The 15648-nt window shown below is 47.7% G+C and carries 16 protein-coding genes and 1 tRNA gene; 8 read left to right on the forward strand and 9 right to left on the reverse strand.

Annotation, left to right across the window (positions count from 1 at the left end):
• The first annotated feature begins 26 nt into the window (after window positions 1-26).
• On the forward strand, window positions 27-791 hold the full coding sequence (locus tag HHL17_RS03010) for a DUF3050 domain-containing protein (RefSeq protein ID WP_169223312.1): 765 nt from the start codon (window positions 27-29) through the stop codon (window positions 789-791).
• An 84-nt stretch (window positions 792-875) separates the two neighbouring features.
• Window positions 876-948: transfer RNA gene (locus tag HHL17_RS03015), tRNA-Phe, on the forward strand.
• Window positions 949-1063: 115 nt separating this feature from the next.
• Here HHL17_RS03015 and HHL17_RS03020 read toward each other — a convergent pair.
• Complete coding sequence (locus tag HHL17_RS03020; RefSeq protein ID WP_169223313.1) at window positions 1064-1477, reverse strand: hypothetical protein; 414 nt, start codon at window positions 1475-1477, stop codon at window positions 1064-1066.
• A 10-nt stretch (window positions 1478-1487) separates the two neighbouring features.
• A complete protein-coding gene (locus HHL17_RS03025) occupies window positions 1488-2045 on the reverse strand; it encodes a hypothetical protein (protein WP_169223314.1) in 558 nt (185 codons plus the stop codon).
• Between the two features lie 191 nt (window positions 2046-2236).
• Here HHL17_RS03025 and HHL17_RS03030 point away from each other — a divergent pair, with 191 nt between their 5' ends.
• Entirely contained in the window at window positions 2237-2719 is a 483-nt protein-coding gene (locus tag HHL17_RS03030; protein ID WP_169223315.1) for a DUF4240 domain-containing protein, read from the forward strand.
• 4 nt (window positions 2720-2723) lie between these two features.
• On the opposite strand, the gene HHL17_RS03035 is transcribed toward HHL17_RS03030, so the two are convergent.
• Window positions 2724-4193: a hypothetical protein gene (locus HHL17_RS03035; RefSeq protein WP_169223316.1), complete on the reverse strand. Its 1470-nt coding sequence runs from the start codon at window positions 4191-4193 to the stop codon at window positions 2724-2726.
• Window positions 4194-4321: 128 nt separating this feature from the next.
• Between HHL17_RS03035 and HHL17_RS03040 the strand changes: the two genes are divergently transcribed.
• Genes HHL17_RS03040 through HHL17_RS03050 form a run of 3 tightly spaced genes read left to right on the forward strand, consistent with a single transcriptional unit; the run spans window position 4322 to window position 5772 of the window.
• Window positions 4322-4840, forward strand: a complete 519-nt coding sequence (locus tag HHL17_RS03040) for an RNA polymerase sigma factor (protein WP_169223317.1) — start codon at window positions 4322-4324, stop codon at window positions 4838-4840.
• Window positions 4821-5078: a hypothetical protein gene (locus HHL17_RS03045; RefSeq protein ID WP_169223318.1), complete on the forward strand. Its 258-nt coding sequence runs from the start codon at window positions 4821-4823 to the stop codon at window positions 5076-5078. The genes HHL17_RS03040 and HHL17_RS03045 overlap by 20 nt, the downstream gene beginning before the upstream one ends.
• A 13-nt stretch (window positions 5079-5091) precedes the next feature.
• Window positions 5092-5772, forward strand: a complete 681-nt coding sequence (locus HHL17_RS03050) for a ClpP family protease (protein WP_240975073.1) — start codon at window positions 5092-5094, stop codon at window positions 5770-5772.
• Here the strand turns inward: HHL17_RS03050 and HHL17_RS03055 are convergent.
• A complete protein-coding gene (locus HHL17_RS03055; RefSeq protein ID WP_169223320.1) occupies window positions 5741-6274 on the reverse strand; it encodes a hypothetical protein in 534 nt (177 codons plus the stop codon). The genes HHL17_RS03050 and HHL17_RS03055 overlap by 32 nt on opposite strands.
• A 65-nt stretch (window positions 6275-6339) precedes the next feature.
• Complete coding sequence (locus tag HHL17_RS03060; protein WP_169223321.1) at window positions 6340-7140, reverse strand: lipid II flippase Amj family protein; 801 nt, start codon at window positions 7138-7140, stop codon at window positions 6340-6342.
• 161 nt (window positions 7141-7301) lie between these two features.
• On the opposite strand from HHL17_RS03060, the gene HHL17_RS03065 reads away from it, so the two are divergent.
• Window positions 7302-9446 carry an alpha-galactosidase gene (locus HHL17_RS03065; RefSeq protein ID WP_169223322.1) on the forward strand — a complete coding sequence of 715 codons (2145 nt, stop codon included), beginning with the start codon at window positions 7302-7304 and terminating at the stop codon, window positions 9444-9446.
• Window positions 9447-9479: 33 nt separating this feature from the next.
• Here HHL17_RS03065 and HHL17_RS03070 read toward each other — a convergent pair whose 3' ends face one another.
• Window positions 9480-11495: a glucosidase family protein gene (locus HHL17_RS03070; protein ID WP_169223323.1), complete on the reverse strand. Its 2016-nt coding sequence runs from the start codon at window positions 11493-11495 to the stop codon at window positions 9480-9482.
• 189 nt (window positions 11496-11684) lie between these two features.
• Between HHL17_RS03070 and cls the strand changes: the two genes are divergently transcribed.
• Window positions 11685-13166 (forward strand): cardiolipin synthase, encoded by a 1482-nt coding sequence (gene cls / locus HHL17_RS03075; RefSeq protein ID WP_169223324.1) that lies wholly within the window; start codon window positions 11685-11687, stop codon window positions 13164-13166.
• Window positions 13167-13170: 4 nt separating this feature from the next.
• Here the strand turns inward: cls and HHL17_RS03080 are convergent, their stop codons facing one another.
• The 3 genes from HHL17_RS03080 to HHL17_RS03090 all read right to left on the reverse strand — a co-directional run bounded on the left by HHL17_RS03080 (window position 13171) and on the right by HHL17_RS03090 (window position 15529).
• A complete protein-coding gene (locus tag HHL17_RS03080; RefSeq protein WP_169223325.1) occupies window positions 13171-13584 on the reverse strand; it encodes a hypothetical protein in 414 nt (137 codons plus the stop codon).
• A gap of 117 nt (window positions 13585-13701) precedes the next feature.
• A complete protein-coding gene (locus HHL17_RS03085) occupies window positions 13702-14946 on the reverse strand; it encodes a porin family protein (protein ID WP_169223326.1) in 1245 nt (414 codons plus the stop codon).
• Window positions 14939-15529, reverse strand: a complete 591-nt coding sequence (locus HHL17_RS03090; protein WP_317166509.1) for an RNA polymerase sigma factor — start codon at window positions 15527-15529, stop codon at window positions 14939-14941. The genes HHL17_RS03085 and HHL17_RS03090 overlap by 8 nt, the downstream gene beginning before the upstream one ends.
• Window positions 15530-15648: the final 119 nt, after the last annotated feature.

Raw genomic sequence — 15648 nt, forward strand, 5'->3', positions numbered from 1 at the left:
GATACCAGTGAACAAACAGTCATAGAATGAACATCGAGAAAATACAGGAAACCATTTCCGCCAACAGGGGAAAAGTTATTTCCCATCCCTTATACGCTTCCCTCGAAACCCTCGACGATATCCGTCTTTTCATGGAATACCATGTGTATGCCGTGTGGGATTTTATGTCATTGTTGAAAGGCCTGCAACAACAGCTTACCTGCGTAAACGTGCCCTGGGTGCCCGTAGGTAATGCCGCTACGCGCTACCTCATCAATGAAATCGTTACCGGTGAAGAAAGCGACGTAGACATGGACGGCAACCGCTGCAGCCATTTTGAACTCTACGAAAGAGCAATGGAACAGGCAGGCGCTGATACGGGCAAAATAAAGGCCCTTATTGCCGCTATAACTGCCGGCACGCCTATACGCACCATTTTGGCAACATCTTCGCTTCCTGAGGCTGTAAAAGGCTTTCTTGGCTTTACCTTCGATGTGATCGCCACCGGTAAACCACATGTGATGGCAGCAGTCTTCACTTTTGGCCGCGAAGATCTCATCCCCGATATGTTCCATGCCCTGGTAAAAGACCTGGACCGTAAGTTCCCCGGAAAGCTGGATACATTCATCTACTACCTGGAAAGACATATCGAAGTAGATGGCGATCATCACAGTCAACTGGCCATGCAGATGGTACAGGAACTATGTGGCAACGATTCGCAGAAATGGGAAGAAGCCGCTGAATACGCCGCCCAGTCACTGTTCTGGCGTACTCAACTTTGGAGCGGCATCGTTCAGGAAAAAGTTTTTTAGAAATTTCTGAAGAAAAATTTTGCAATTATAAATTTTGTCTTACTTTTGCAATCCCTTCACGAGAGGGACACAAAAAAAAGACATGGTGCGGTAGCTCAGTCGGTAGAGCAAAGGACTGAAAATCCTTGTGTCGGCGGTTCGATCCCGCCCCACACCACAGAAAAAAAGACCATCAGCATTGATGGTCTTTTTTATTTTTAACCCTTTTGTATACCTATACACAGACGTATTTTCATCCTCCGATAAAGTAAGGTCAGGCTTTTTTTAAGCACTTACATCACTCTCCTCATTCCCAACCAGATAAACACGCCTGTATACACAAACCCCAACAACGCCGCGATATAATAACATGTGTAAACCACTTTATTCCCTCTTCCCTTCTCTTCTTTATCAACTCCCCTTGCCGCTGTATACGCCGCAATCAGCATGCCCGCCAGGAAAAAATAATTAGATCCCAATATCACCCCGAAAAGCCCTTTGGCCAACAGCGGAAACCCGGCGGTGATATCATCAAAAAACGAGGCAAATGCCAACAACATAATCCCACCCATCATCCCTGCGCTATGCAACAGCCTCCATCCGGCTTCGTTTGCTACCAACTTCCGGATCGCTTTGGAATATACAATGCCGCCAATATTGCTGACCATTATTGTCAGAAAACCGTGGAGAATGAACTGATATTTCATTGATGAGATTTTATGGCTGCTGCTCCGGCAGCTTTTGCACTACATCGAAGGAATGCAGTATATCATATCCGAAAAAACCCCTGCTGTAATCAATCACCACATACTCCGCCTGTATCACCTGTGGATAACGGGCGAAATCAAACACCAGTTCCTTGTCCACCCCCTGATGGTGAATAATCACAGAAGGCTTTTCCATGGCCGTAATACGCCCGGTACTGTCTATCGCCAGGTGTTTGCGTTTTACCGGCAGCACCAATCCCTCATCTACGCTGCTGGCCCCGTAGTAGTTGATCAGCAAAAACAGGAACGATACCGTTCCGCCATAGGCTAACAAGCTGTTAGACAATGCATAAAAGAACCCCCGGATGCCATACACCCGGTTATAATGTTTACGGACGGCCACAAAGGCGATCAACCCGGTTAGGAAGACAATACCCACCGGTATCATCAGGGGTATAAAAGTATGGCGGTAAATGAGATAGGCTAATACCATCAGTACAATCCCTGTTACTAACAGGAATATATATACGTTCTGATAGAAGCTCTTTCCGGAAAAACGCTTTGTCATGCAAAATGATATTTCATGATGGATAGGTACCTGTAATTTACAACTCCCGGCGATTAAATGTTGATTCTACTGCAAACCTGTTACAGTAGCGGCTTTTCCGGCTTTTATTGCGCATATCCAGTACGCAGCCCCCTCCTACCTTTGAATTGTTATCCCAAACATCATTTTTTAACTCATTTATCTCTTTAGTTATGAATGAAGCCAACTTCTGGCAGTTCATAGAAACTGCCTGGTCATCCTCCCCCGAACTCAATGCAGCCCGCCGGCTTGCTTTAAGGACCAACGACCCCTTCCTGCTCGAATCCCTTAGCTACGAACTCACCGATGTAATCGGTGAAAACCTCCGCCAGGTATTGCAAACACTGGACAAAGCCACACTGACAGCCTTCCTGCTTACCATGGAGGAAAAACTTTATCACATTGACAGACAGGAAGTTCAACAGTACACCGATGGCTCCGATGATAGTTTTCTCTATTGCCGCTGCTTTATCGTAGGCATGGGCGAAGCCTATTACAACGGCATAGACAGCAACCCTGCGCTGGCCACCATGGACGTGGAAGCGGACAGTATCGGCTTTATCGGATATGAGGTGTATCTCGAAAAGTTCAACGAGTCCTTTCCGCGCAACACCATTTACTGTATTGAAAGCGGTTCCAACAGAAAAGGCTGGTAGCCTGCTATTCTTCGTATATGATCCGGATCATGTTGTTCCGCTTCATATCCGTGCTCAGGTCCACCCGCCTGCTGATTTTATCGAACAATATACGCAGCGCTGCGGTATTGGGCGGAATTCGTCCCAGGTTGTCCGCCATAAACTGCAATCTGTTTTCACCGGGTTGCAGCGTGATTTTCAGCTCCTGAATCTGTTTCTTTACCGGGAAACCGCTCACGATCCATTTTTCATTAAGGCGAAGGGAAATACTGTCGCCGTCTTCTGTCTGGGCATCCCATAGCTCCAGTGTGATGTCTCGTTGCTTTACCTTGATGGTGGTCACCCACTGGTCTTTCCGGCTGATGGCAGTGCGGGTAAGTGCAGCGGTATCTCCTCCCGGAGGCAGCGCCGCTACGGGTGTTGCCGGCAGTGGCGCCACTGTTGCCGGTGATGGCTTTTCCTGTACTGGCTTACGGTATAGCTGCGCCACCAAAAAGGTGGCATAAGCATTAGGACGGTCACTGAAATCGAAGCTGTATTTTTTACCATCTATTGCCACGCGCATGTCGCCGGTATTGGGTGGCAGGCGGCCGTAGTTGTCTGCAAAGAAAGCCAGCAGGTTCATGCCGGTATCCAGCCGTAGCCGCTGTGACTGTGTCTGCTCGTTGATTTCCTGCGACCGGAGCAATGTGCGGCCGTTGTGGACCAGTGTTACCGTGTCTTTGTCCAACTGATCTTCATCCACGATAGTCAGCTGCCCCGTACTATCGTTAACGTCTATACGATCATATAACCCGAGATAGATGGAATCTCTTTCCGGGTATACAATTCTCTGCGCCTCCGCTCCCGTCCATGGCTGATTACCGGTCTTCTTCATTTGTATGGGGTTACGGTATAGCATATCGCGCAGTGTGGCTTTGGTGCTGACATAAATCTCGTCATCATCATAAAGGCCTCTCATAAAAATGCCGAAGTCCTTTATCCACATACGCTGGATGTCCATTACAGGCGGTTCGTTCCCTTTACGGGAGTAATTGAATGTTCCATTGAGGTACATCATCCAGATGCCCAGTTTGAACGGGGTTTCCTTGATGGGGTATTTACCTCTTCCGATACCCAGTTGCTGCTCGTTTTTTCGCACCAGCAGCAGGTAATACGAGCCGTGAAATTCACCATAGTCAAGCGATAACAATGCCGGATACAGCATGTTTTGCCTGGGCATGCCAATCTGTAATTGCATGGTTACTGCAGGAATATGCGGCCAGGGTTTGTAATCCACTTTCCAGGTGCCCGCCCATTGGTCGTTTGACGTTACTGCCGGGGTGCTGTTACGCCCCACCGTAGTGCCGTTACTGTTAGACATGGCCCCTGAGCGCCCTACGGGGTTGCTCCTGCCTGGGGAAACACGCTGTACGGGGGTAGCAGTCCGCTGACCGGTTTGCGCCAAGGCATACTGTACAGTCAGGCAAAAAAAGAATATAACAAGGCTTCTCATATATGGCTCATTCGTTAACAACAACTTAGTGCAACATACTCGATCTGTTCCGAATCATCCTCGTTTTTTTTTAATTTTCCGGGTGATATTTCCGCGATTTTCGACACTACTCTGTAAACGAAGATTGTATGACCATGCATAACGATCCCATTTTTGAATCTGTATACCGGGACACCCTTCCGAAAGTGGCGAGGATGGTACACCGTATGGGTGGCGATCTGGATACTGCCAAAGATATATTTCATGATGCGGTGATCATCTACCTGGAAAAAAAACAACAAAACGCTGCTGACATAGGTTCTGATCAGGCTTATATACTGGGTATAGCCCGGATACTGTGCCTGCGCAGACTGAAAGATGCCCGTCAATATGTTGCCATCCATGCTCAGGAAGATGATTATGGCATTCCCGCCGATTTCTATGACCCGCCACCTGTTGCCCAACCCGTGATCAGCTTCCTCAAAAATGCCGGCAAAAAATGTCTGCAACTGTTACAGGCGTTTTACTACGATAAGCTGTCCATGACCGAGATAGCTCATCATCTGCAGTACAAAACGCAGCATGTGGCCACTGTACAGAAATACAAGTGCCTCGAAAAAATCAGGGAACAGGTAAAACAAACGCAACATGAGGAAGCAGCTTTGTGAAATCAGGGACATCGAACAGTACCTTGAACAGCAGCAGGATCCTGCTGATCAACGGGTATTCGAGGTCAGGGTGCTCACCTCTCCTGATCTCGCCGAAAAAGTGAGTTATCAACAGAAAATAGTACAACTCGTTCGCTGGCTCGCCCGCCGGAACAAGCGGCAGCAGCTGGATAAGCTGTACCAGCAACTCATGACGGATGAAACATACCGTCAAAAAATTACTTCCATCTTCCAATAAAACTTCTCTACATATGGCTTTTCTGATTCCTACCGTCATTGACGGCGATGGCCGCAACGCCTTTGACATATACAGCCTGCTGCTGAAAGAGCGTATCATTTTCCTGGGCACCTCTATAGACGACCAGGTGGCAAATCTCATCGTGGCACAGCTGCTTTACCTTGACAGCATGGGGCATCAGCCGATCAGCATGTACATCAACAGTCCCGGTGGCGTCGTTTATTCCGGCCTTGCTATCTACGACACCATGAAAATGCTGAAGTCACCAGTATCCACCATGTCAATGGGCTTCACCGGCAGCATGGCTACCGTCATCCTCACCGCCGGCGCCAAAGGGCAACGGTATGCTCTTCCGCATGCCACGGTACATATGCACCCTACAGGCGGCGGCGCCAAAGGGTACACGGAAGATGTACGCATTGCCTATCGTGAGCAGGAACGCCTGCAAAGCCAGATCTTCTACCTGATAGCACAACATGCCGGCAGACGTACAGAAGAGATAGAAGCCGCTTTTGAGAACGACCACTTCATGAACGCCGTGGAAGCCCAGTCCTTCGGTCTCATAGACCAGGTACTTGGCAGCACGGAAGATCTCATTGCACTGGAACATTCTCCTTTCCGGGTGGCACTCATGCAGCAACAGCTCAGCACCGGAAAAGTGCTCAGCGGCGGCCCCCGGCCAGCACTTCCCTGATCACCGCCACCACCTCCTCTGTTCGCTGCGAAAAACGCAACGGAGAACGGGTCACCAGCCGGTCGAAATAGTGTATACGTCCATGCCTGATCTTTGCCCGTAAATATTCCAGCTCTTCTTCCGGCACCATACGCTTGTCTTCCCAGCTCCCGGCCAGCACCAGGTAGTGCACCAGAAATCCGGAAGCTTCCAGGTACTGTACCACACTCCTGGCATCATGCCTGCCTCCATCCAGAATAAGGCTCAGCATCAGCATAAAAGCTGCGGAAGAAAAAGCGTGCCGGCGCATGATCTGACTGATATGCGTGCAAAAAACATTCGGCACATAATCATGATTACTTTTGTTGATCACCACAAACTTTTTATCCGGAAATACTGCCGGCGTAAAAGGATCTTTAAGCGGGAAAAAATTTCTACGGGCAAAGATCTCCTGTAATAACTTACGCTTACCAGAGTTAGGATAACCAACAATAACAAATAGTGGTTGGGGGTTAAAAAACATGTTTCAAAAGAAAGTATTTTTTCTCATTGAAATGTTAATTAGTTCTTAACGTTCAAAGAAAAAAATTACACATATTCAGCCAGCCATGCGATAAAGGAAGCGCCGGGCAACAGTAACAGCTGCGCCAGCAAAGTGCCCGCCACACGGGCTATGACCATATAGGTGATATACTGCCGGAAATAACTCACACTGACTTTCCCCAACACCACATCATCGGTAAGCACGGAAGAATGAGGGTCTATAAAAAGCACCATCAGTAAAGTAGCTGCACCATTGATAACGCCGGACAAATTACTGGCCGTGGTCCTGTAGGAAGGATTAAGATACGCTGCATACACACAACAAAGCACACTGATCGTCATGATAGCGGAGGCGATCAGGTTAGCCAGAAATATTCTCTTGGGAAACCCTTTCGTGGGATGCAAGCCCGTAATACTTTCTTTGGAAGGCATCTTCAGACTTTCCTTGATAAACTGCCTCCCCGAACCGGAAAAGCCAAGGTACAGCAACCGCGGCACCGAACGATGCACACTAAAATGCTCTACTGCTTTCGATAACAGCCGTTGAAAAGACGGAATCAATCCTGCCCCTATAATCGAGCCTACCGTACAGGACAAAATAATGAGCCTGAAAATTCCCTCATTGCCCGTAACACTATGCTTTAACTGGTCCTCCACCGTCTTTGCCAGTAACGGCGCCTGGAAAGTATTGGCAGTGCGGGACACCAGCACCAGTATATTAAAAAGGGAAAAAGTAATGGCTATCCTCCCTGTTTTAACCCCCACAATCCTCACGGCAAAAGACAGGGAAACAATCAGGTTGATAACAGCTGTCAGTATCAGTACAATGATAATCTGCGGCGTCATGGGAAATCTCCTTTTAAAATCGGTACTCCAAGCTACGGATTATTCTGTTTGACCGAAACGCCCCAATGCATAAAACAGCTGTTTTCCGGTAAATTACCATCAGCTTCTTTGCCCAATATTTGTATTTTGTACGCTTATTCCTCCGCGTTAAAAAACAAAACATGAAAAGATTACTCTGCATAGGCCTGCTGCTGCTCTCCCAATACACATGGGCACAACGCCAGCAAATCAGGCTTTCCACCCGGAATATCAGCCTGGTTTACAATGTCAATGCCCAGGGAAGACTGGTACAGCAGTATTTTGGACAGGCCTTAGTATCAACCGGTGCTGACAGCGCCGCTAAAGGTGGACAGGAAGCCTATATCACCGCCGGCATGGAAAGCCTCCTCGATCCCGCCATACGGATAGTACACAACGACGGCAACCCTTCGCTGGAATTGAAATATGTTTCTTCCCGGTCAGACAAAAAAGACAATAATGTCTCCACAACAGACATTATACTCAAAGACCCCGTATATCCGGTAAGCGTTACCCTGCACTTTGAAACTTATTTCCAGGAAGATATCATCAAAGCCTGGACAGAAATCAAACACACTGAAAAACAACCGGTGCAGCTGACAGCCTACGCCTCCTCCATGCTGCACTTTAATGCTCCGCGCTACTGGTTGACCCAGTTCCATGGCGACTGGGCCAAAGAAGCTACCATGGTCGAGGAAAAGCTGACGAAAGGCAATAAAATACTGGACAGCAAACTGGGCGTACGCGCCAACATGTACCAATCACCCATGTTCCTGCTTTCCCTCAACGCAGCTCCCGATGAGAATTCCGGTGAAGTACTGGCCGGCACACTGGCCTGGACCGGCAATTTCCGCTTTGGCTTTGAAGTGGATGAAAAAAATGCGCTGCATGTGAGTGCCGGCATCAATCCTTACGCCAGCGAATACACGCTGCAACCCAATGAAGTATTTACCACACCGGCCTTCCTCTTCACCTGGTCAGATCACGGTAAAGGTCAAACCAGCCGTAACTTTCAACATTGGGCAGTGAACTATGGCATCCTCGACGGCCACACTCCCCGTTTGACGTTACTGAACAACTGGGAAGCCACCGGCATGCACTTCGACGAAACAAAGCTCACCAGTCTTTTTGGTGGTGCTGCCAAACTCGGCGTAGATCTCTTCCTCCTCGACGACGGATGGTTTGCCAATAAGTATCCCCGCGATGGAGATAATGCCGGTCTCGGTGACTGGGATACCAACAAAGACAAGTTGCCGCATGGTCTCGGTTATCTTGTGAAAGAGGCCGCAAAACAAGGGGTGAAATTCGGTATCTGGCTGGAGCCTGAAATGGTGAATCCTAAAAGTGAACTGTACACCAAACATCCCGATTGGATACTACGTCTTCCCAACCGCGCAGAAAATTATTACCGCAACCAGCTGGTGTTAGACCTGGTAAATCCCGCCGTACAAGATTTTGTTTTTGATATTGTGGATAAGACGATGACCGACAATCCGGGTATTGCCTACATTAAATGGGACTGTAACCGGATGCTCACCAACACCTATTCCCCTTATCTGAAGGGAAAACAATCCCATCTTTTTATTGACTATACCCGTAGTCTTTATAAAGTCCTGGAAAGGGTACGCGCCAAATACCCACACCTCCCCATTATGCTGTGCTCTGGTGGTGGTGGCCGTACAGACTATGGTGCGATGAAATACTTTACTGAATTCTGGCCCAGTGATAATACAGACCCGCTCGACAGAATATATATTCAATATGGCTATTCCCATTTCTTTCCGGCTAATACTATGGCCGCTCACATCACCAATATGGGCAAACAGTCATTGAAGTTCCGTACAGATGTGGCCATGATGGGCAAGTTGGGATATGATATTAAAGTAGATGATTTTACACCACAGGAACTACAGTTCAGCCATGAAGCTGTTACTACGTATAACCGTGTACGTGATATTGTATGGTATGGTGATCTTTATCGCCTGGTTTCGCCTTACAATCAGCCCCGTGCAGTATTTCAATATACCAGCACTGACAAACAAAAAGCGGTAGTGTTCCACTACCTCATGAATACCCGACGGGTGGATGTTTTCCCGCTGGTGAAGTTACAGGGGCTGGACCCGAAAAAGAATTACCGTGTGAGTGAAATCAACCTGTTTCCCGGAACAAAATCAGCCTTCGGCAACCAGGTATACAGTGGAGATTTTCTGATGAATGTAGGTATTACATTTACATCCGGAAAAATAAAACCACTCACCAGCAATGTGCTGGAAGTGGTAGCAGAATAACAGCAAAACGGCCGGAAAATTTCCGGCCGTTTTTTATTTCAGTATTATCGGTAATGTTACTCCTTCCTTTATCGTATATTCTTTTCCGTTAGCTATTACCATTAACCTCCCTTTATCTTTTCTTTTTACTTCCAGATCAAACACTTTACCGAAGGCATGTATATTGCGTAAAGCCATATGGTCCCACCCTTCCGGCAAGCGCGGCGTGCAATCAAAACTGTTGAATCCTGTTGGCCTCATACCAAACATTCCCTCCGTAAAGATGCGGCAATACAGGCCACTTTCAGCAGACAGATGCCGCTGGTTACCTTCCGGATAAGCTTCCACCGGATAAGGCACATGTTCACCCAGCAAACGACGGCGGGAGTAATATTCCAGCTTGTCCATCGCTTTAGCCGTTTCGCCGGCGGCAAATACGCCACGCAGCGCATACAGTGTAGAGCGGTCCCAGAAGGTGCGGTCGCCGGACTGGGATGCCAGTCCATCCTCTGTCCACAGCTTCGGGGAAAACAAGGCGGCAATCGTACCTTCTTTCCTGTCGAACAAGCCGGTAGTCAGCGGTGTAGCGATCCATGCACGCAATACTTTATTTTCCTCATAGTAGCGGTATGTATTGAAACCTTCCACCGTAGCGCCAAAGAACCGGTCTATGTTTTTCCTGAGCGCATCCGCCCGCTGCGCGTAGTCACGGGCCGGAACATGTAATTGTTTGGCCAACAACACCGCCGAACGCAATGCATCATAATACAGTGCGCTGGTATTGAGGTTTGCTTTTCCTGCAGGGAAACGACCTTCCAGCTCATCGCTGTCGGAATGTACCACCCCATTTTCATTGACCTGGCGACGCAGGTATTCCAGGCTCCATTCTATCAGGGGCCACAGTACCCGTGCGGAGTCAGCATTACCGGCCGCAAGGGCGTAACGGCTGGCGCCATAGGCGATCATTGCCATGTCGCCACGGTCTTTGGCGCCGTGCCAGATACCGTCGCCTTCCGCTACGATGGAGCTGGGAATGGGCTTATAATCGTCATTCATATATTTCGCAAACCAGCGATAGGCATTCATAGCGGAATTAAGCGCAATACTGTCGCCCAGGAAGCCGAAGAACGGGTTTACATATTCCGCCTGGTCATTGGCCCAGATAGCGGCATAATAACGCAATCCGCCCGGGCCATGCAGGTACCCTCCTTTGGTGAGATAAATACTCTCCGTTGCCCTGATCTTTGCAAAAGCAAAAGCGGTGTTCAGCAGGGTGTCTGGTGTTTCAAGCCGTAACAGTGATAAAATCCCGGCCACACGGGCCTTACGACCAGCCAGTTCTGCGTCGGCATTGATCTGCGGCTGGGCTTCTGTACCACGACTGGCACTGTATCCCACCACAAAACGGACAGAGTCGCCGGCGTCTACCTGCTGCCTTCCTGCTCCTGCCGTTTGTACCGCAAAATGAAGCGGTCCGTTAGCACTACGGCTTTCCGCCGGGGTCCGTTCCAGCTGCATGGATTCCATTTCAATCCAGGCCGGTTGCTGCCCGCGATTGATGAATACAAACTGCTCCAGTACCAGCGGCAGGTTGTCCGACGGCAGGAAAGTCCGTTTCAGCTCTATCTGACCGTCATTTCCCAGAACACTGTTGATGGTGGTACTACCCATATGACGGATGCTGCGTACCTTTTCCGGCAACGCTTTTACCGGACTACCATTATAGACGTCCTGTTTCCACAACTTATTATTGATAAAAAAGCGGGGCAGCATATCATCCTTAATGCTATACATCATCGCTGTCTCTGTCTTATTGGGCATCAGGCGATAAGTGGGAAACACGATGGTACGGGTAATGGTGCTGGCGCCACTGCTGTCTACCCCATATTGCAGCCAGAGCGCCACCTTTTTACCTGCCATTTCGATATGGTCGGTATGTGGAATGTTACCGGAAATGTTCCAGATAATACTGCCGTCCGGCACTATCTGCCAGCGGTCTAACGTTTGGGCGTAAACGCCGTACGGGCACAATAATGCCGCAGCCAGCAGCCCTTTGAGTATCGTTTTCATGATGTCGTGGATATCTGATAAACAAATTAGGTAACCGTTTGGGTAATTCATAGCATGATATCCATTCCGGGCAGTATCCGGTCAACATCGGATAAAATAATATAAATAGCGGTTTTGTTATCTTCATGTTGTAATCCTGTTTAACTTTTTAACAGGCCCGGCGTTTAATAATTAAACCTTTTCAAGAGAGTGCATTCGCTCATTAGCTATCTGACTGGATCTGACTGGCATCTGTATGTTAAAATAAGCAGCACAGTGCTGGTAATATTGTCGTTTATCGGCGTGGTGTTTACCATCCTGCTGGAAAACAGGAATCCTGTAAAGGCGATGGCTTACATCCTGCTATTGGTATTTATCCCCATCGTTGGCCTGATCGTTTATTATTACCTGGGGCGGGACTTGCGCAAAAAAAGGCGGTTTACACTGAAAGGCAGTAAGGACGAGGTATTGTTCGCCAAATACTGGCAATCCCAACGATCGGAAATAGAACATATGCAGCTGGAGTTGCGGCATGCAGTGGGTACCAAACAGGAACTGTCAGCCATGCTGCTGAATACACGCCAATCTATTCTCACCAAAAATAACCGGGTAAAACTGCTGATCAACGGGGAGGAAAAATTCCCGGAAGTAATGGCAGCCCTGCGGGCAGCGAAACACCATATTCACATTGAGTATTACATGATTTCAGCAGATGATGTAGGCAATGAAGTAACGCAGATCCTGGTGGAAAAGCTCAATCAGGGTGTACAAGTGCGTTTCGTTTATGATAATATGGGCAGCGACAGGATTAAAAACATTCCTACAATACTGAAAGAAAACGGCGCCAGCGTGTACTCCTTCTCACCTGTGCTGGTGGGCCTGTATAGAAACGCCAACTACCGCAATCACCGGAAAATCATTGTGATAGATGGTACCGTAGGATTTGTGGGAGGCATCAACCTGGATGATCGTTATATCAATAACGGCAAACATGAGCTTTTCTGGCGCGATACCCATCTTAAAATTGAAGGAGATGCGGTAAACCTGCTGCAGCTGCAGTTCCTGATGAGTTACCGCTATTGCAGCAAAGAAGTATTTCCTTTTGAAACACCTTTCTTTGGGCGTTCCACAACACTTACCGGGACCTGCTTTACTGACATCGTAGCCAGCGGGCCGGATTCTGAATGGCCCATGACGATGAGTTCCATCCTGATGGCTATTAACGTGGCCAAGCGGCGGATCAGGATCACCAATCCTTATTTTGTGCCTACGGAAGAACTGCTGACAGCCTTGCAGATGGCGGCTTTAGCCGGGAAGGACGTGCAACTGATGCTGCCGTTGAAAGGAGATTCCTTTATTGTGCAACATGCGGCGTTGTCTTATATGAAACCTCTGCTGGCTGCCGGGGTGAGGGTATTTTTTTACACACGGGGTTTTATTCACGCCAAAACCATGGTGATAGACGATAACCTGGCCTGGGTGAGCTCTGTCAATTTTGACAACCGTAGTTTCTTTCTGAATTGCGAAATCGGCGTGTTGGTGTATGATAAGGAAGTAGCGGGCAAACTGGACCGCGCTTTTGATGAAGATCTGCTGTATGCCTTGCCGGTACAGGAAACCCGCTGGAACAAGAGAAATATATTCAAACGGTTCATGGATTCTGTATGCAGGCTGTTAACTCCTTTACTATAATTGCTTAGTACTTATCGTCCTCATCCTCTTCTTCGAGGAATTCGCCGTTGTCTTCTTCCAGGCCACGGTGCCGGTCGCCACCGAGGCTGTACAGGTTGTTTTCTTCATCCTCTTCACCGATGGCTTCTTCATCGTCATCGAGCTCAGCCCCTGGTACATCAAGATCGTCGCCGGTTTTGTCCTGACGCCATGTTTCCTCCTGTTCATCGCCACGTTTCGGGCTTTTAGGCTTTTCCTGAGGGAGTTCACTATTATGCCGGAAAGAACGCGTCAGATCATCCATATTCAAATCTACTTCGTTGCCACGGTTTTCTCTGTTCATGATATCTTCACTGGAAGGGTATTCCGGGTACCCGGGAAATTCCTGGTCTTCCTCCCCTGTTTTTTTCTTCTTTTTGTTATCATGTTTGTTTGCCATAAAAAGATTTTTTGGTACGATAACACGCAGAAAATGACGTGCCATCCACCATGATAACAAATGGAAGAAACTGATTGTTTTGAGCTGCTATTGCGGACAGGAGCTATTTTACCGTGGTTAAGGCTTCCTGCCGGTAAAGGTCAGGTGGATAGTCATCCCTGCGGAATATAATTTTACCTGTCCATATCCCACCCCATTCAGCGGAATTTTGACATAGGGTTGTACCCCCAGCAACAGGCCACGGCTGACGGGCCGTTGATAAAGAATACCGGCATTGATAATGGAGAGGTATTGCTGGTTTTCGTTCTTTATAGTCCTTTCTTTGGGCGGACCATATTCATACAGGTACTCGTATCTCTCCTTCAGCATAAAATAGTTGGAAAACCCAAGCGTAGCACTGATTTTGTTCCTTTTTACCGACAGGAAAGTGTAATTCATATTGATTGGAACGTCCAATACATCACAGTCGGCATTTATCTTTTCGAGTGTGCCCCAGGGGGTATTCACATTGCCTGTACGATAGTCGTTCGGTGTCGCTCCGTATACTTTTTTGCTGTACACGGCACCTGTGGTAACAAAGAGATTTTTGTTGAAATAATAATGTACCAGCACGCCTGCGTTAAAGCCGATGTTACCATATTTAAATGATGGCGCCACCGTTAGGTCCGGCCCCAGGACAAGGCCTATATACCAGTTTTTAGTCTTTCGTTTTACGGCTGTCTGTGTACTGTCTTTATACGCCACAGACACGGTTTTATAATCATCTTTTATAGCCGTGGTATCTATCTTCGTATAGTCGTTATTGTTATTAACATCTATTTTCGTATATACGTTATAGTTACTATCGTTCTTCTCTCCTGTCAACAGCGATGGTGATGGAGCCAGGGCTGTTTGTAAGGTGCCTGTATCCTGTAATGCCGGACGTTGTTGGAATCTGCTGATATCCCCTGTGGTATTGGGTTTAGAGGCAATGATAGTTGTCTTCCTGATTCCTTTCTCCTGTTGATTGGAAGGATATTGCGCTACAGCCGGCACCGGCTGCTGATTTACAGGTGAATGGTTGTTATTTTCTTTCTTTTCCGGGAGATGACCGGTACTTTTTCCAGAGAGATTTTTTTCCGGGTGATGATCAACCTGGGCGATGGGTTGCGGTTGCCCTGGCCTGTCTGTATCCTGCATAAACCACCATACGCCCAGTGCCAGCAACAACACAGCAGCAGCGGCCCACCACCAGATAAACACAGGCTTGCGGTCCCTGTCTCCATCCAGCAGCGATTCCATTTTTTCCCAGGCTTGTGGGTCAAACGGATGGTCAGCTTCATTCAGCTTGTTACGGATACTATTTTCAAAATCTTCACTCATTTTTATGCACAGCAAAGTTAACGGTGGTATTGGCTGTTGTGCCTTTACCAGCAGCGGTAATAATTTTTTCCTGTAATATTTTCTTTGCTTTAAACAGATTGGATTTAGAGGTGCCTTGCGAAATCCCCAGTAGCAAAGCAATTTCATTGTGCTGATAACCTTCCATGACATAGAGATTAAATACGGTCCGATAGGCGGGCGACAGGGATTGCACATGCATCAGCAATTCATCGTAAGACAGTTTTTCCACCACATTATCCTCCTTTCCCAGCTCATGGTAATGTTCTGCCTGGTCTGTAAATACCAGCTTCTTTTTGCTACGTAAAAAATCTATGGCGGTGTTCACCATAATTTTGCTCAGCCACGCTTTAAAAGGACGGCTGTTGTCAAAGGTGGAAATACGCTGAAAAATTTTCAGAAAACCATCATTCATGATTTCAATCGCCTCTTCCCGGTTGGGAGCATAACGCATACAAATACTCAAAGCGTACCCAAAAAATTTACGGTACAGCAATTCCTGGCTGCCGCGATTCTTATCACAGCAACCCGATATGATTGTATGAATTTGGTTCAGGTCTTCCACAAATGATCGTTACCTGTCTTTAGCTAAAAAACCACACTTGGGTCGTTCCATCATTTTTTAAAGGAGTGTTCCATAAAAAATTGTTGGTTGACGTTCTATGCATACGAAGCCGACATAAA

The sequence above is a fragment of the Chitinophaga fulva genome (assembly GCF_012927205.1).
Lineage (GTDB): Bacteria > Bacteroidota > Bacteroidia > Chitinophagales > Chitinophagaceae > Chitinophaga > Chitinophaga fulva.